At 68.9% G+C, this 15,907-nt stretch carries 13 protein-coding genes; 8 read left to right on the forward strand and 5 right to left on the reverse strand.

Going from position 1 to position 15,907, the window contains the following annotated elements:
* Nucleotides 1–91: 91 nt before the first annotated feature.
* Genes ACWD3H_RS15650 through ACWD3H_RS15660 form a run of 3 tightly spaced genes read right to left on the reverse strand, consistent with a single transcriptional unit; the run spans nt 92 to nt 2,337 of the window.
* A complete protein-coding gene (locus ACWD3H_RS15650; protein ID WP_451955444.1) occupies nt 92–1,510 on the reverse strand; it encodes a DUF1996 domain-containing protein in 1,419 nt (472 codons plus the stop codon).
* Nucleotides 1,511–1,515: 5 nt separating this feature from the next.
* Nucleotides 1,516–2,190: a DUF4142 domain-containing protein gene (locus tag ACWD3H_RS15655; RefSeq protein ID WP_451955445.1), complete on the reverse strand. Its 675-nt coding sequence runs from the start codon at nt 2,188–2,190 to the stop codon at nt 1,516–1,518.
* Between the two features lie 15 nt (nt 2,191–2,205).
* Entirely contained in the window at nt 2,206–2,337 is a 132-nt protein-coding gene (locus tag ACWD3H_RS15660; protein ID WP_355558208.1) for a hypothetical protein, read from the reverse strand.
* A gap of 159 nt (nt 2,338–2,496) precedes the next feature.
* Here ACWD3H_RS15660 and ACWD3H_RS15665 point away from each other — a divergent pair, with 159 nt between their 5' ends.
* The 3 genes from ACWD3H_RS15665 (at nt 2,497) to ACWD3H_RS15675 (ending at nt 8,671) form a co-directional block, all read left to right on the forward strand.
* The gene (locus ACWD3H_RS15665) at nt 2,497–3,039 is read left to right on the forward strand and encodes a sigma-70 family RNA polymerase sigma factor (protein WP_350921124.1); all 543 of its coding nucleotides are present in this window, start codon (nt 2,497–2,499) and stop codon (nt 3,037–3,039) included.
* The gene (locus tag ACWD3H_RS15670; protein WP_350920930.1) at nt 3,039–3,242 is read left to right on the forward strand and encodes a zf-HC2 domain-containing protein; all 204 of its coding nucleotides are present in this window, start codon (nt 3,039–3,041) and stop codon (nt 3,240–3,242) included. Before ACWD3H_RS15665 ends, ACWD3H_RS15670 begins: the two co-directional genes overlap by 1 nt.
* A 548-nt stretch (nt 3,243–3,790) precedes the next feature.
* Nucleotides 3,791–8,671 (forward strand): NAD-glutamate dehydrogenase, encoded by a 4,881-nt coding sequence (locus tag ACWD3H_RS15675; protein ID WP_451955446.1) that lies wholly within the window; start codon nt 3,791–3,793, stop codon nt 8,669–8,671.
* A gap of 42 nt (nt 8,672–8,713) precedes the next feature.
* On the opposite strand, the gene ACWD3H_RS15680 is transcribed toward ACWD3H_RS15675, so the two are convergent.
* Nucleotides 8,714–9,820 (reverse strand): hypothetical protein, encoded by a 1,107-nt coding sequence (locus ACWD3H_RS15680; protein WP_451955447.1) that lies wholly within the window; start codon nt 9,818–9,820, stop codon nt 8,714–8,716.
* A gap of 65 nt (nt 9,821–9,885) precedes the next feature.
* On the opposite strand from ACWD3H_RS15680, the gene prfB reads away from it, so the two are divergent.
* A complete protein-coding gene (gene prfB, locus ACWD3H_RS15685) occupies nt 9,886–11,007 on the forward strand; it encodes a peptide chain release factor 2 (RefSeq protein WP_451955448.1) in 1,122 nt (373 codons plus the stop codon).
* A 62-nt stretch (nt 11,008–11,069) separates the two neighbouring features.
* Here prfB and ACWD3H_RS15690 read toward each other — a convergent pair whose 3' ends face one another.
* Nucleotides 11,070–11,258, reverse strand: coding sequence for a hypothetical protein (locus ACWD3H_RS15690; RefSeq protein WP_350920940.1), 189 nt, complete (start codon nt 11,256–11,258; stop codon nt 11,070–11,072).
* A 236-nt stretch (nt 11,259–11,494) separates the two neighbouring features.
* On the opposite strand from ACWD3H_RS15690, the gene ftsE reads away from it, so the two are divergent.
* From ftsE to ACWD3H_RS15710, 4 genes are all read left to right on the forward strand, one after another.
* A complete protein-coding gene (ftsE, locus tag ACWD3H_RS15695) occupies nt 11,495–12,184 on the forward strand; it encodes a cell division ATP-binding protein FtsE (protein WP_012888192.1) in 690 nt (229 codons plus the stop codon).
* Between the two features lie 31 nt (nt 12,185–12,215).
* A complete protein-coding gene (gene ftsX, locus ACWD3H_RS15700; protein ID WP_350920942.1) occupies nt 12,216–13,124 on the forward strand; it encodes a permease-like cell division protein FtsX in 909 nt (302 codons plus the stop codon).
* 98 nt (nt 13,125–13,222) lie between these two features.
* On the forward strand, nt 13,223–13,690 hold the full coding sequence (gene smpB / locus ACWD3H_RS15705; protein WP_350920945.1) for an SsrA-binding protein SmpB: 468 nt from the start codon (nt 13,223–13,225) through the stop codon (nt 13,688–13,690).
* On the forward strand, nt 13,687–15,576 hold the full coding sequence (locus ACWD3H_RS15710; protein WP_451955449.1) for a penicillin-binding transpeptidase domain-containing protein: 1,890 nt from the start codon (nt 13,687–13,689) through the stop codon (nt 15,574–15,576). Before smpB ends, ACWD3H_RS15710 begins: the two co-directional genes overlap by 4 nt.
* The last annotated feature ends 331 nt before the right edge of the window (nt 15,577–15,907 follow it).

Below are 15,907 nucleotides of genomic sequence, written 5' to 3' on the forward strand. Positions count from 1 at the left end.
ACTGCGAGATGCCGCTCCCCGGCCTCCGCGGGGGTGTGGAAGAGGCGCGGAGACGGGGAGCGGCGGCTCCGGGGGACTCCGGGGGACATCGTCAGCAGCGACGCCCCCGGTTGATGCAGTCGACGGCGAACCTCATGAGCCGGTCGGGCATCACGTTCGCGAAGTCGGCGTGGTCGGTGACGGGGTTGTGGCGCTGCTCGGGGAAGGCGTCCAGCGCGAAGGAGGCCGTACGCGGGGTGGAGTAGACCAGGGTCATCCGCAGCTGCGGGATCGGCCTGGTACCGGACGGGCAGGCGCCGCCCGCGTCGGGGAACAGCACGTGCGTGCGGTGGTTGGCGCTGTCCGTGTTCTGGCCGTCCCAGCAGCTGGGGAAGTCCAGGATCCGCACGAGCAGGCTGCCTCGGGGGCAGAGCGGGTACTTGGTGGTGATCCGGTTGGTGAACCCGGTGCAGGTCCACTTGGCCAGGGCGTTCGCACCGCCGTTCGTGGCGGCCTTGGCGTCACCGGTGATCATCCTGATGAAGCGCGGCATGGCGGTCACCCTGGCCACCGGGTTGCCGCGGAACTGCAGGCTCACCTGGCGGGCCCGCAGGATGGTGCCGACGTTGCCGTCCGGGTCGGTGGCGTTGGCGTCGGACGTGCGGTCGCGCAGGACCGGCCAGAAGTAGGTCGAGCGGTCGCCGAGCGCGCACGTGGTGCCCGCCGCGGCCAGGGACTGGTCGGTGCTGAAGGCGTCGGTCGACAGGTTCCCGACGTAGTCGTGGATGTGGTGGGCGCCGTTGCTCACCCCCGGGGCCACGATGAAGTTGTCCGGGTTGCGGTGGCCGTTCTCGTTCCTGCCGCACCGGGAGGTGAAGGTGCCGCCCGAGCCGCCGCGCCGGGTCCTGACGTCCTGGAGGTTCCGCTGGACCTGCCGGATGTCTATGAAGTCCTCGGGGAACGGCCCGAGGTCGGCGCACTCCTGCTCGTCCTGTGGGGGAGCGGGGGTCTGGCCGGGGGGAGCGTCCGTGGGCGCGTCGGCCGGCGGGGCATCGGTGGGCGCCTGAGTGGGCGCCTGAGTTGGGGCCTGCGTGGGCTGCCTGCGGCGGGAGTCGATGTTGTTCTGGGCGGTCTGCCGGTCGACGGACTCCTCGGGGGCGGCCGGTGGCGGCGTGGGAGCCGCCTGGATGAGGCTTCCGGCCGCGGGGGGCGCGTCGGCGGGCTGGTCCTGGGCGGGCTGGTCCTGCGCCGGCGGGTTCTGAGCCGGCTGATCTTGCGGGGGTTGGTCCTGTGCCGGTTGGTCCTGGGCGGGTTGGTCCTGGGCGGGTTGGTCCTGGGCCGGCGGATTCTCGGCCGGGGCGTCCTGCGTGGGGGGTGCCTGGTTCTGCTGGCTCCGCTGGTTCTGGCCCTGTTCGGCGGGATCGCAGTGGTCGGCGTAGGCGGGGGCCGTGCGCGCCGCCGTGAACGTGACGGTGGTGAGCGTGCCGGCGGCGAGCGCCAGCGCTGACAGGGGGACGAGCGAGCGTTTCATGCGTTTCAAGCGTGTTCTCTCCTCACAGGTGTGTCGAGAGCGGCTGTGACGGGCGGTGGCGAGGGCGCGGGGGGCTCCGGCAGGGTCGAGTAGTCGACCAGCCCCGTGCTCTCCAGCAGGGTCATGTGCTTCATGACCACCTCCACCGCCCGCTGGGCGAATGGCCGGACCAGGTCGTTGCGGGTGCCCGCGCGTACCGCGGCGACCACCGTGAAGACCTTGCCGTGGGCCTGCCGCAGCAGCCGGGCGAACAGCAGGTCGTACTCGGCGCCGGCGTTCACCGCCGCCAGTTGCGCCATCCAGGACTGCTGGTCGGCGTTGGGCTGGCTGGGCAGCGGCACGTTCAGCTTGGCGGCGAGGGCGCGAACCTCCTCGTCGAGCTTGAGGTGGTCGGTCATCAGGTGCATGCCGACCTCCTTCACCCGCTTGCCCGCGGCCCGTTGCTGGGCCTGCTGGCCGCTGGGAATCTCCCAGAGCCCGGCCAGGCGGACCTTGACCAGCAGGTCGCGGTCGGCCGCTCCCAGGGGCCCCTGCGGGGTCTGGGTCCAGCCCTCGGTGGCCAGGGACGCGGTGCCGCCGGGTGGGGTGATCAGGACGACCGCCACCGCGGCGACCGCGATGAAGACCCCGAACAGCAGGGGTTCGCCGTTCTTGAAGCGGCGGAACAGTGATCTGAACATGGCCCGGTTCCGCTCTCAGATACCGGCCTTTACCAGGGCCTTCTCGGTGCCCGGCGCGGTGCCGAACGTGCCGTCCGGCCCGGGGAGGACCGGGTACGCCAGGAGGAGGACAGTTCCGACCGGCCACGGGATGTGCCGCACTGCCATGTCGTTTCCTTTCCCCGAGGCCCGCCGATGCGGGCGCACTTGGGGGGAGGTACGCGCTATCACCCGGGCCGGTTCATGGGAAGTGAGTAGATAGTTAGAAATGACCGGAGTTACGGGAGTTGCAGACGTGACTGATAACGAAGGTGTAAAGATGTGCCCGTGCGTCGTCAACTCGACAGTCGGTTCGAGAGCACGGACACCGATGTTGTCCTGGTAGAGGACCTGTACCGGGAGTTCGGTGTCCCCTTGCTCCGTCATGTGCGCAAGGCCACAGGCAACGACCTGCAATGGGCGGAGGACGTCGTCCAGGAGACGCTCGTCCGAGCCTGGCGTAACGCAGAGAGGTTGCAACGAGAGCCGGGTCTGTTGTGGGCCTGGCTCCTCACCGTCGCCCGCCGTATCGTCATCGACGGTCGTCGCAGGCGAGGGACCAGACCACAGGAGGTCGAACCCGCCGACGCGAACGCTGTGCCGGTTCCCGACGGAGCCGATCGCGCGCTGGAGGCGATGATCGTCGCCGAGGCGTTGCGAGAACTGTCCCCAGAACACCGTGAAGTCATAGAGCAGACTTACCTACGGGACCGTACGATTAACGAGGCGGCGGAAATCCTCGGGATACCGCCGGGTACGGTCAAGTCCCGGCTCTACTACGGGATCCGGGCTCTCCGAAAGGTTCTGAAGGAGAGAGGTGTCGCGAGCTGATGTTCCCCTCCCCGCATCATGACGTGGCGGCGTACGCCCTCGGGGTGCTCGACGAAGAGGACCACGAGGCGTTCCAACGTCACCTCATGACATGCGAGGAGTGCCAGATCGAGCTCCGGGAACTGAGCGAGGTTCCCGGATTCCTCGATGTGGTCCGGCGGGACCGCTCCAACTCCATGGACGACGGTCGAACGTCACATTGACGTTTGGCCGGTTTTCGGGTGATATCAGTAACGGTGGTGTGCCCCGGTCAACGAGGATCGGGGCAAAGGGCCACTGGAGGTGTCGTGCCACGGGCCAAGCCCGATGGGCGGAGTGCGGGCCGGACGGCCCCGCCCGCCGGGCGAGGTGCAGGGAGCGAGACCCGACTCGCCCGGCTGCGCCGTAGCCTCGCCGAGGCGACCCTGTGGGATGATTGTCCTACCGCCATCTCCCAGGGAGAGTCCGTCGTCTCCGGCCCGGAGACCTTCCGTTCTCCGCGGGCGACGGTGAGAGATCTCGGCTCACATGACGAGCCGAGGCAACCGGCCGGAACCCCACCCACCCGTGACGAGACGGCCACCGTGTGGCGGGCGTTCCGCGCCCCGGGTCTCCGAACGGGGAGCGTGACCGGGAACGGGTGGCCCGAAGAGGGCGCCGCACACCGGAACGCGGGTGCGGAGACATCACTTTCTCCCTGGCGGGAATCATGAGTTTCAACATGGTTCCTCATCAAAATGTGCAAAATCCCTCACAAAGGAGTGAGAGCGACATGCCGCTCGACGAGGCCAAGGACGAGCTGCTGAGGAGTGCCGCCGAGACGTGCGCGCACACACCTGGCAGCGACCACGTGAGCGTGGAGGAGGCGCTCGCCTTTCTGCGGCTCTACTACCGGCATGTCGCCCCGGAGGACCTGCTGAGCCGGAACCCGGTCGATCTGTACGGCCCGGCGATCGCCCAGCGGCAGCTCGCCAGGGAGCGCCCCCAGGGCCGAGCCCTGGTCCGGGCCTACACGCCGAGCCTGGAAGAGCACGGCTGGGACCCCGGGTTCTCCATCGTGGAGATCGTCACCGATGACATGCCCTTCCTCGTCGACTCGGTGACGATGGAGCTCGACCGCCACGACATCGGCACCCACCTGGTCATCCACCCGCAGATGCGGGTGCGCAGGGACATGACCGGAAAGCTGCTCGGACGCGGCCAGGAGGACGTCACCGGGCAGATGCTCGCCGAGTCCTGGATGCACTTCGAGGTCGACAGGCAGGCCGACCCCGCCGTGCTCAGGTCGATAGAGGCCGAACTGCAGCGCGTCCTGGAGGACGTGCGCGGCGCCGTCGAGGACTTCGTCAAGATGCGTGCGCTCGCCCTGCGGACCGCCGAGGACATCTCGGCCAACCCGCCGCCCCTCGACCCCGCCGGGGTGGAGGACAGCCTGGAGCTGATGCGCTGGCTGGCCGACGGGCACTTCACCTTCCTGGGCTACCGCGAATACCGCCTGGAGGAGAGCGAGGAGGGCGACAGGCTGCACCCGATGCCCGGGACCGGGCTGGGCATCCTCCGCAACGACCGTGCCGACTCCGGCAGCTTCGCCGCGCTCCCTCCCGAGCTGCGCGCCAAGGCCCGCGAGAAACAGCAGATGCTGATCATCACCAAGGCCAACACCCGCGCCACGGTCCACCGGCCCGCCTACCTCGACTACGTGGGCGTCAAGCTCTTCGACGCCTCGGGCGAGGTCGTCGGTGAGCGGCGCTTCCTCGGCCTCTTCACCCATGTGGCCTACAGTGAGTCGATCTCGCGCGTCCCGGTGCTCCGGCGCAAGCTGGCCGAGGTGATCGTGCTCGCCGGCCTGACCGCGGACAGCCACGACGGCAAGGACCTCATCGAGATCCTGGAGACCTTCCCCAGGGACGAGCTCTTCCAGACCTCGGTGGAGCAGCTGCTGCCGATCGCGCTCGGCGTGCTCAGGCTCCGCGAGCGCAAGCAGGTCAAGGTCTTTCTCCGCCCTGACGACTACGGCCGTTACGTCTCGTGCATGATCTACCTTCCGCGCGACCGCTACACCACCAAGATCCGCGTCAAGATGCAGGACATCCTGCTCAGGGCGCTCGGCGGCACCTCCTTCGACTACAGCGCGATGATCGGCGAGTCGGCCCTCGCCCGGCTGCACGTGGTCGTGCGTGGCGAGCGCGGCAGGCCGCTGCACGCCGACGCGGTGAACGTCGAGGAACTGGAGGCGAGGCTGGCCGCCGCCACCAGGTCCTGGGAGGACGACCTGGTCACCGCGATCACCGAGCTGAGCCCCGAGGACGAGGCCCCCGGGCTCGTCCGCCGCTACGCCTCGGCGTTCCCCGAGGGGTACAAGGCCGACTTCCCCGCCCGGATGGCGGTCGCCGACCTGCGTCGCCTGGAGGCGCTGGCCGGCTCCTCCGACGAGATCGGGATGAACCTCTACGAGCCCTACGACGCCTCGGAGGGAGAGCGTCGCTTCAAGCTCTACCGCCTCGGCGCGCCCGTCTCCCTGTCGAGGGTGCTGCCGCTGCTCCAGCGGATGGGCGTGGAGGTGGTCGACGAGCGGCCGTACGAGATCGACCGCGACAACGACCCGGCGACCAAGGACGCCTGGATCTACGACTTCGGCCTGCGCTACACGCCCTCGCCCGAGGTGGACAGGGACGAGTTCAAGCGGCTCTTCCAGGACGCGTTCGGCGCCCTGTGGGCCGGGCGGGTGGAGAGCGACGGGTTCAACGGGCTGGTCCTGACCGCCGGTCTGACCTGGGAGCAGGCCGAGATCCTGCGCGTCTACGCCAGGTACCTGCGCCAGGCGGGCACCACGTTCAGCCAGGAGTACATCGAGCGGGTGCTGATGGGCAACGTGCGGCTCGCGCGGTTGCTGGTGCGCCTGTTCGAGGCCAGGCTCAACCCCCGGCGCCCGGCGGAGGTCCGCGCGGACCTGGCCGACGCGCTGCACGAGGAGATCCTCGCGGCCCTGGACGAGGTGGCCTCCCTGGACGAGGACCGGATCCTGCGGGCCTACCTGGAGATGATCGGGGCCACGCTCCGGACCAACTACTTCCAGCGGGTCGGCGGCGAGCGCAAGCCGTACGTCAGCCTGAAGCTGGACTCGCCGTCGATCAGCGTGCTGCCGCTGCCCCGGCCGAAGTTCGAGGTGTTCGTCTACTCGCCCCGGGTCGAGGGTGTTCACCTGCGGTTCGGCAAGGTCGCGCGGGGTGGGCTGCGCTGGTCGGACCGGATGGAGGACTTCCGCACCGAAGTGCTCGGGCTGGTGAAGGCGCAGATGGTGAAAAACACCGTCATCGTTCCCACCGGCTCCAAGGGTGGCTTTGTCGTCAAAAATCCGCCGAAGTCGGGATCACGAGAGGACACCCTGGCCGAGGGCATCGCCTGCTACCGGATGTTCATCTCCGGGCTGCTCGACCTCACGGACAACCTCGTCGACGGCCAGGTCGTCCCGCCCGCCGACGTGGTCAGGCACGACGAGGACGACACCTACCTGGTGGTCGCCGCGGACAAGGGCACCGCGACGTTCTCCGACATCGCCAACGCCGTGTCCAAGGAGTACGGCTTCTGGCTGGGCGACGCCTTCGCCTCCGGCGGCTCGATCGGCTACGACCACAAGGCCATGGGCATCACCGCCCGGGGCGCCTGGGAGTCGGTCAAGTACCACTTCCGCACGACCGGTGTCGACATCCAGAACACCGACTTCACCGTGGCCGGAATCGGCGACATGTCCGGTGACGTGTTCGGTAACGGCATGCTGCTCTCCCAGCACATCCGGCTGGTCGCGGCGTTCGACCACCGGCACGTCTTCGTCGACCCCCACCCGGACGTCGCCCGGAGCTACGCCGAGCGCGCCCGGCTGTTCGCGCTGCCCCGCAGCTCATGGGCCGACTACGACGCCTCGCTGATCTCCACCGGAGGCGGCGTCTGGCCCCGTACGGCCAAGTCGATCCCCATCTCCGCGCAGATGCGCGCCGCGCTCGGCCTCGACGACGACGTGATGTCGCTGGCCCCGGCCGACCTGATCAGCGCCATCCTGCGAGCCCCGGTCGACCTGCTGTGGAACGGCGGCATCGGCACCTACGTCAGGGCGGCGAGCGAGTCCAACGCCGACGTCGGCGACAAGGCCAACGACGGCCTGCGGGTCACCGCCGCCGAGCTGCGCTGCAAGGTGATCGGCGAGGGCGGCAACCTGGGCTTCACCCAGCTCGCCCGGATAGAGTTCGCGCTCAACGGCGGGCTGATCAACACCGACTTCATCGACAACTCCGCCGGTGTGGACACCTCCGACCACGAGGTCAACATCAAGATCCTCCTGGACCGGGCGATCCGGGAGGGGGATCTCACCGACAAGCGGCGCAACCAGCTCTTCCTCGACATGACCGGCGAGGTGGCCCAGCTGGTCCTGCGTGACAACTACGACCAGAACGTGGTTCTGGCCGCCGCCCGCGAGCAGGCGGCCGACATGCTGCACATCCACTCGCGCCAGCTGCGCAAGCTGGAGCGGGCCGGCCTGCTCAACCGGGAGCTGGAGTTCCTGCCGTCGGACAAGACGCTCGCCGAGCGCCGTCAGGCCGGGCTCGGACTCACCGCGCCGGAGTTCTCGGTGCTGCTGGCCTACACCAAGCTGGTGACCGACGCCGAGATCCTCGCCTCCGACCTGCCGGACGATCCCTACCTGACGTCCTGGCTGGTGTCCTACTTCCCTTCGGCACTGCGCAACGGGGAGGTTCGCGCCTACATGTACACCCACCCGCTCCGGAGGGAGATCATCACCACCGGTGTGGTGAACGACCTGGTCAACTCCAGCGGGACCACCTTCATGTTCCGCCTCGGTGAGGAGAGCGGCGCGTCCACTCCCGACATCGCCCGCGCCTACCTGGTGACGCGCGAGGTCTTCGACCTGCCCAGCCTCTGGCGCCAGATCGAGGAGCTGGACAACAAGGTCGACACCTCCGCCCAGATCGCCATGGAGCTGGAGGCCCGCAAGCTCGTCGAGCGGGGCACCAGGTGGCTGCTGGGCAACCGGCGCCCGCCGCTGGACCTGGCCTCCACGGTCGACTTCTTCGCCAAGAGCATGAACGGCCTGCTGCCGCACCTGCCCAAGCTGCTGACCGGGGCCGACCTGGTCGCGTTCGAGGAGCGGCGCGACGGTTTCGTCTCCCGGGGCGTCCCCGCCGAGCTGGCCGAGCGCGTCGCCGCGATGGTGCCCGCCTACTCCACGTTCGATCTGGTCGAGGTGGCCGCGCGCACCGACAGGCCGGTGCACGACGTCGCCGAGGTCTACTTCGACCTCGCCGACCGGCTTCAGCTCTCCAGGCTGCGCGAGCGCGTCATCGCGCTGCCCAGGGACAGCCGCTGGAACTCCATGGCGCGGGCCGCGCTCCGCGACGACCTCTACGCCGCGCACGCGGCGCTCACCCACAACGTCCTGGTGCACAGCACGCCGGGGCTGTCGCCCGAGGAGCGCCTGGCGCGCTGGGCCGAGGCCAACTCGGCCGCGGTCTCGCGGGCGAAGCAGACCCTGTCGGAGATCTGGGAGAGCGACAACTTCGACCTCGCGACCCTGTCGGTGGCGCTGCGCGCGATCCGCACGCTGGCGGCCACCGTCAACCTCCCGCACGCCGAGGCGTGAGCCGCCCGCCCGGGTCCCTCGCGGGGGACCCGGGCGGACCGGTCAGCTCACGATGACCTTCGTGAGGCCGCCCAGGTAGCCGATGACCCTGGCGGGCCGGCCGCTGTCCTTGGCCGGGACCGTGCTCACGTACAGCTGCGTCTCCACGGTGCGCAGTTCCTCACGGATGAAGCTCTCGGTCGTCAGCTTCCTGGCGTCCGGCGGGATACGGGCGTCCGACGCGCACGGATCGATCTTGACGCTCCTGGTCGTCGTCCTGATCAGCGAGTAGACGACCAGCGCGCCGCCGTCGGTGGTGCGCAACGCGTGCACCGGGTAGCTGCTCGCGGCGAAGATCGAGTCGTAGCCCAGGCACGCGCTCTTCCCGTCCCTGCGCCGCTTCGCGATCTCGTCGGCGAAGCCGGTCGTGTGCGGGCTCTTCTCGATCAGCCCGGCCGCGAACCCCCGCTCGCCCTCCTCGGCCGAGGTCGCGTGCAGCGGGGCCATGAGCCGCGGGCTGATCGCCACGGTCGCGTCATCCTCGCCCAGCGACGTCGCGTACCCGTCGGCGTCCTTGGTGATCTCGGGGGGCCGGGTGCCCTCATCGAGCAGCGAGGTCGAGCTGAGCCGCCAATCCTCCCCGGGTGACCGCATGAGGGTCAGCACGGCGGTGCGGACCCCGCCGGAGGGCTCCCTGCGGTCCACGATCGCGGCGAACCAGAGGGGGCCGTCCTGCCCGCGCGGGACCAGCAGCTCGGGGGCGCCCCACGTGTACGAGGGGAGTGCCCCGGCGGAGCCGTTGAAGGCCGCCACCGTGAGGGCCTCCTGCCCGTCGCGGGTCTGCTCCCGCATGAGCCTGCGGTCGGCGTCCAGGTGCGGCGTCGCCGCACCCAGCACCCCGTCGGCGCCCAGGACGCCGGCCAGGGCCTTCGCCGCCTCGTCGAGGGTGACCGGAGGCGCTGGGAGCGACGGCGCCGTCGTGGGGCGGGCGGCCGACGTGTCACCGGCCGGAGATCCCGACGGGCTCCGCCCCGGCCGCGCGTCACCGGAGACGGAACGGGGATCGGAACACGCCGCGGTCGCGGCGGCCAGTGCCAGCGCGAGCGCGAGCACGCCCCTTCGCCTGCGTCCGCGCACGTCCACCTCCCGATGCTCCCCGATGCGGGCCATGCTAGCCATGGTGGGGGAGAGTGCCGTACACGATCGGGTGCGAAGGTCGCGTACCCTTTACAGACGTGGCACTCATCGATCCGGCAGAACAGATCAACGAGCTTACCGGGACGCTGAACAGCATCCAGGACGTGCTCGACCTCGGCGCGATTCGCAAGCAGATCGAGGAGCTGGAGGATCAGGCCGCCGCGCCGGACCTGTGGAACGACCAGGAGCGCGCACAGAAGGTCACCAGCAAGCTCTCCTACCTCCAGGGCGAGGTCAACAGGGTCGAGTCGCTGGGGCGGCGGCTGGACGACCTCTCAGTCCTGTACGAGCTGGCCGCCTCCGAGGACGACGAGGACACCCAGCAGGAGGCCGACCGTGAGCTGGCGTCCCTGAAGAACGACATCGGCGCGCTGGAGGTCCGCACCCTGCTGTCCGGCGAGTACGACGCCCGTGAGGCGGTCGTCACCATCCAGTCCCAGGCCGGTGGCGTGGACGCCGCCGACTGGGCCCAGATGCTCCAGCGGATGTACCTGCGGTGGGCCGAGCGCAAGGGCTACCCGACGGACATCTACGAGACCTCCTACGCGGAGGAGGCCGGGATCAAGTCGACGACCTTCACGGTCAAGGCGCCGTACGCGTACGGCACCCTCCGCGGCGAGCACGGCACGCACCGCCTGGTCCGCATCAGCCCGTTCGACAACCAGGGCCGCCGGCAGACCTCCTTCGCGGGCGTCGACGTGGTGCCGGTCGTCGAGACGACGGACCACATCGACATCAACGAGGACGATCTGCGCGTCGACGTCTACCGCTCCTCGGGCCCCGGCGGCCAGGGCGTCAACACGACCGACTCCGCGGTCCGGCTGACCCACCTGCCCACCGGCATCGTGGTCTCCTGCCAGAACGAGCGCTCGCAGCTGCAGAACAAGGCGACCGCGATGGCGGTCCTGCAGTCCAAGCTGCTGGAGCGCAAGCGGCAGGAGGAGGCGGCGGCGCTGAACGAGATCCGGGGCGAGTCGACCACGTCGTGGGGCACCCAGATCCGCAACTACGTGCTGCACCCGTACCAGATCGTCAAGGACCTGCGGACGGGCGCCGAGGCGGGCAACCCGAGCGCGGTGCTCGACGGAGACCTGGACGGCTTCATCGAGGCCGAGATCCGCTGGACCCGCCGCCAGGAGGCGGGCGTCGAGGGCGGGTAGGCCGCGTGCTCGCCTCACGGGCGCCTGGGCGTCCGTGAGGCCGTGTCCCCCCAGGGACGCCGTCAGGTCCCGCTGAGGTGTCTCAGGGCCAAGGTGAGGAAGAAGAGCACGATCAGCACCAGGGCGATGAACGCGGGGGTCATGCCGCCGAGGCCGTGGTGGTGCTGAGCGCGGTACGCGCGGCAGCGAGGGCAGCGGCCCTCGGCCACGGGGTGAGCACACCCCGCGCAGACCAGGTCTTCACAGCTCATGCCGTCCTCCCTCTTCGAGGTCAGAACCACTTTATCCGGTCGTTACCGGGCGCCGAATCGTTTTGTTTCCGTTATGGACGTTCCATGCCAGTCTTCCCCCTAGACTGGGCTCCGGCCAACCGGAACGTCGATCAAGCGTAAATGACCGGCGCCCCCCGATCGGCGAGAGGTGGAAGTGGCCCTCTGCCACTCCTGCGACCGTCCTACCCCCTAGACTGGCATGCCGTGATGCGCCCGTGATCCATTTTGATAATGTCACCAAGGTCTACGCGAACCAGAACCGGCCCGCGCTGGACCACGTCAGCGTCGATGTCGACAAGGGCGAGTTCGTGTTCCTCGTTGGCCCCTCGGGGTCCGGGAAATCGACCTTTCTCCGCCTGGTCCTGAAGGAGGAGCGCCCCAACTCGGGCGCGATCCACGTGGCCGGCAAGGACCTCGCCCGACTGTCCAACTTCAAGATCCCGCACCTGCGCCGCCGGATCGGTTGTGTCTTCCAGGACTTCCGGCTGCTCCCGAACAAGAACGTGTATGAAAATGTCGCGTTCGCTCTGGAGGTGATCGGCAAGCCACGGCGTTTCATCCGTAAGGTGGTCCCCGAGGTCGTCGAGCTCGTCGGCCTTGAAGGCAAGGCACACCGAATGCCCGACGAGCTGTCCGGTGGCGAGCAGCAGCGGGTCGCGATGGCCCGGGCGTTCGTCAACCGGCCGATGATCCTGCTGGCCGACGAGCCGACCGGAAACATCGACCCCGCGACGAGCATCGGCATCATGAAGGTGCTCGACCGGATCAACCGGACCGGCACCACGGTCGTCATGGCCACGCACGACGCGGCCATCGTCGACTCCATGCGCAAGCGGGTGGTGGAACTGGAGGACGGCAAGATCGTCCGTGACCAGTCGCGGGGCGTGTACGGCCAGGCGTACTGACACCAGGACCGGAAAGAGCGACAGGAAGAGCATGCGGGCAAACTTCATCTTCTCCGAGGTCTGGATCGGCCTCCGCCGCAACCTCACGATGACCATCGCGGTCATCGTGACCGTGGCGATCGGCATGGCGTTGCTGGGCGTCGGTCTGATGATCAACTCCCAGATCTCCAGCATGAAGGACTTCTGGGCGGACAAGGTCGAGGTCTCGGTCTTCCTGTGCAAGAAGAACGACCCCTTCCCGCAGTGCAAGGGCAGTGGCGGTGTCAACGCCCAGGAGCAGGCCGAGTTGAAGGCGACCATCGAGGCCATGCCGCAGGTCGAGCAGGTCACCGTGGAGAACGCGGCCGAGGCCTACAAGAACTTCCGGGACCAGAACGCCAACAACACGGTGCTGCTCTCCGCCATCCAGGTCGAGGACATGCCCGAGTCGCTGCGGGTCAAGCTCAAGGACCCGGAGGCCTACGGGCCGGTGATCGAGGCGGTCAAGGGCGCCCCGGGAGTCTCCAACGTGGTCAACCAGAAGGAGCTCCTGGAGAAGTTCTTCGGGCTGCTGGAGAAGCTCCGCTGGGCCGCCCTCATCGTGGCGATCATCCTGGTCTTCGCGGCCACCCTGCTGATCGGCAACACCGTCAGGCTCTCGGCGTACAACCGCAGGCGTGAGACCGGCATCATGCGCCTGGTGGGCGCCTCCAACCTCTACATCCAGCTCCCGTTCGTGATGGAGGGCGTCATCGCCGGTCTGATCGGTGGTGTGGTGTCCGCGGTGATGCTGATCGTCAGCAAGGTCTTCCTCTTCGACGGGGTGCAGCTCTACCTCTCTCCCAACAGCCAGCTCTCCTGGGAGACGGTCGCCTCGGTGATCAGTCTCACCATGGTCATCGGTGTGTTCATCTGTGTGCTGGCCTCCTTCGTCACGCTCCGCCGCTACCTGCGGGTGTGACGCCCCCGTGCCCCTCCAGGACCGTCGCGCGGGCGCCCGGCGCCCGCGCGCCGCTCTCGGGCGCGGTTCGCGGCTCCGCTGACCGGTAGGCTCAAGACATGCCACGTGAGACCGGGCGGAAGGTAATCGCCCAGAACAAGCGTGCCTGGCACGACTACCACATCGAGGACACCTACGAGGCTGGTCTTGTGCTCCAGGGCACGGAGGTCAAGTCACTGCGGCTCGGCCGCGCCTCCCTCCTCGACGGGTACGCCGTCATCAAGGACGGCGAGGCATGGTTGATCAACGTCCACATCCCCGAATACACCATGGGTACCTGGACCAACCACGCCGCGCGCCGATCCCGCAAGCTCCTGCTGCACCGCAAGGAGATCGACAAGCTGGTCGCCAAGACCAAGGAGGGCGGCCTGACCCTGGTGCCGCTCGCCATCTACTTCAAGGACGGCAGGGCCAAGATCGAGATCGGCCTCGCCAAGGGAAAGAAGGACTGGGACAAGCGGCAGACGCTGGCCGAGAACCAGGCCAAGCGGGAGATGGCACGCGCGCTCAGGCACAGGAACAGATGACGGTGAGAGGAAGGGCCAGGCGTGCCGCCTCCGCGGCGCTCGCGCTGGCGGTGACGGCTCCCATGCTGTCCGCCTGCTTCGAGGAGCCCTCGGCCCACGAGGCGGTGCGCGACTTCCTGATCGGCTGGCAGACGGGCGACTACGCCGCGGCGGCCAAGCGCACCGACGGCGATGAGAAGGTTGTCAGCAAGGCGCTCGAAGACGCCAAACTCCAGCTGGACGCGGCCTCGTTCCGCTTCAACGTCAAGAGCATGCGGCGCGCCGCGGACGAGGTCGAGGCCGACTTCGACGCCGAGGTCGACCTGGGGGAGAACAACCCCCTGTGGGAGTACGAGGGCAAGCTCCCGCTGCACCTGGTCGACGGCAGCTGGAAGGTGCGCTGGTCGCCCAGCGTTCTCCACCCCCAGCTGCGCGAGGGGCAGCGGTTCGCCGTGAAGGTCACCCCCGAGGGGCGCCAGCCGATCCTCGACCGCAACCGCGACCCGCTGCAGGAGAAGGCCATCCTGCACGTGGCGAGCGTGATTCCGGCCAATCTGAAGAACGACGAGGCGGACAAGCTCTGCCAGCGGCTCTCCAAGATCACTGGATTTCCGCATGACCGCCTGCTGAGCCGGATCCGTTCCGCCCAGCCCAACCTCCAGGTCCCGCTGGTCACCTTCGGCCGTACGAAGTTCGGGCAGCTCCGCGCCCAGCTGGAGGCGATCCCCGGCATCATCCTCTCCCAGCAGGAGCAGTCGGTCGCCCCCGCCTCGCCCACCCAGATCGTCGGCACCGTCACCGCCGTCACCCCCGAGACCGAGCAGCAGCTCGGCGGTCCGCAGCGGGCCGGGGACACGGTCGGCAGGGCCGGTCTGCAGAAGGCGTACCAGGAGCACCTGACCGGCTCGACCGACACCCGTGTGATCACTGTCGATCTCAAGACGCTCAAGGTGACCGAGCTCAAGAAGTGGCGGCCCGACCGTTCCACCTCGCCGGTGCAGACCACGCTCGACCGCGCCCACCAGAAGGCGGCCGACAGCGCGCTGCTGGGCGGGTCCGGCATGATGGTCGCGGTTCAGGCCTCGACCGGCGACATTCTGGCGGTGTCCAGCACCAACGAGTACAACCAGGAGAAGCACGCCCTCGCCGGGAGGTTCCCCGCGGGGACCGCGTTCTCCATCATGTCCGTCGAGGGCATGCTCAAGGCGCGGATCAGCCCCAAGCAGAAGCTGGCCTGTCCCGCGGACCGGACCGTCGGTGGTGTCGCGTTCCATCAGGAGGGCGCGCCCATCGGGGTGACGCCGACCCTTCAGGCCAACTTCGCCACCGGTTGCGTGACCGCGCTCGCCTCGCTGGCCCGCAGGATCGACGGCTCCGAGCTGGCGTCCGCCGCCGCGAAGTTCGGCATCGGGGCGCCCTGGGCCCTGCCGCTGAAGGGGTTCAGCGGTTCCATGAGGCCGCTCAAGAACGACGCCGCCACGGCGAAGGCACTCGCCGGGCAGAACGTGCTGGTCAGCCCGCTCTCCATGGCGCTGGTCGCCGGGGCGGTCGCCTCGGGCACCTGGCGTCCGCCGGTTCTGGTCACCGACCCTCGGACCACCGATCCCACGACGGAGACCGAGCCTTACAAGGCGCCCGATCCGATCAAACTGGACGACAAGACCGTCGACACCCTCCGCACCTTCATGCGCAGTGGCGTGACCGCGGGCTCGGCACGTGCCGCCGCGGCCCCCGGCGACCCCGTCCACGGCATCACGGCCGTCGCCTCGCAGAACCGCAAGCCGTTCGCCTGGTTCGTGGGATGGCAGGGAGACGTGGCCGTCGCCGTGCTGATGCAGAGCCCCGACCCCACGGCAGGTGCGGCCGCCGCGGGACGGTTCTTCCAGGGGCTCCACGCTGGGCTGTGACCTCCCGGAATATTCTTTTCACCCTGAGCAACCGCAGGGTGCCTCGTTTGCGTCCTTCTAAGTGACCGGGCACCGCTTGGGGGGTTGCGGGCTCGGTCGCTGTGATGAGATCAGGGCCTCATCTCGGGGGAGGCCCTGCCCGTCAGGACCGGCTCGACCCTGCCGGTCGACCCCGGGGACGCTCGCGATTCGCGGGCGTCCCCGGGGTTTCGGTGTTCCCGGCCCGGTGCCCGCACTCCGCCGCGCCCCCACCGCCTCGCCCGGCGCACCGGGCGGGAATTCGATTGGCGTTACCTCTGTTGTAACAGGTATCTTCGGATAGCTCGCCCCC

Source organism: Streptosporangium sp. NPDC002607, assembly GCF_053592655.1.

Coding starts and splice junctions, on each gene's coding strand:
- ACWD3H_RS15650 (WP_451955444.1), bottom strand. CDS start 1,510: ATGAAACGCTCGCTCGTCCCCCTGTCAGCGCTGGCGCTCGCCGCCGGC.
- ACWD3H_RS15655 (WP_451955445.1), bottom strand. CDS start 2,190: ATGTTCAGATCACTGTTCCGCCGCTTCAAGAACGGCGAACCCCTGCTG.
- ACWD3H_RS15660 (WP_355558208.1), bottom strand. CDS start 2,337: ATGGCAGTGCGGCACATCCCGTGGCCGGTCGGAACTGTCCTCCTCCTG.
- ACWD3H_RS15670 (WP_350920930.1), top strand. CDS start 3,039: ATGTTCCCCTCCCCGCATCATGACGTGGCGGCGTACGCCCTCGGGGTG.
- ACWD3H_RS15675 (WP_451955446.1), top strand. CDS start 3,791: ATGCCGCTCGACGAGGCCAAGGACGAGCTGCTGAGGAGTGCCGCCGAG.
- ACWD3H_RS15680 (WP_451955447.1), bottom strand. CDS start 9,820: ATGGCCCGCATCGGGGAGCATCGGGAGGTGGACGTGCGCGGACGCAGG.
- ACWD3H_RS15690 (WP_350920940.1), bottom strand. CDS start 11,258: ATGAGCTGTGAAGACCTGGTCTGCGCGGGGTGTGCTCACCCCGTGGCC.
- ftsX (WP_350920942.1), top strand. CDS start 12,216: ATGCGGGCAAACTTCATCTTCTCCGAGGTCTGGATCGGCCTCCGCCGC.
- smpB (WP_350920945.1), top strand. CDS start 13,223: ATGCCACGTGAGACCGGGCGGAAGGTAATCGCCCAGAACAAGCGTGCC.
- ACWD3H_RS15710 (WP_451955449.1), top strand. CDS start 13,687: ATGACGGTGAGAGGAAGGGCCAGGCGTGCCGCCTCCGCGGCGCTCGCG.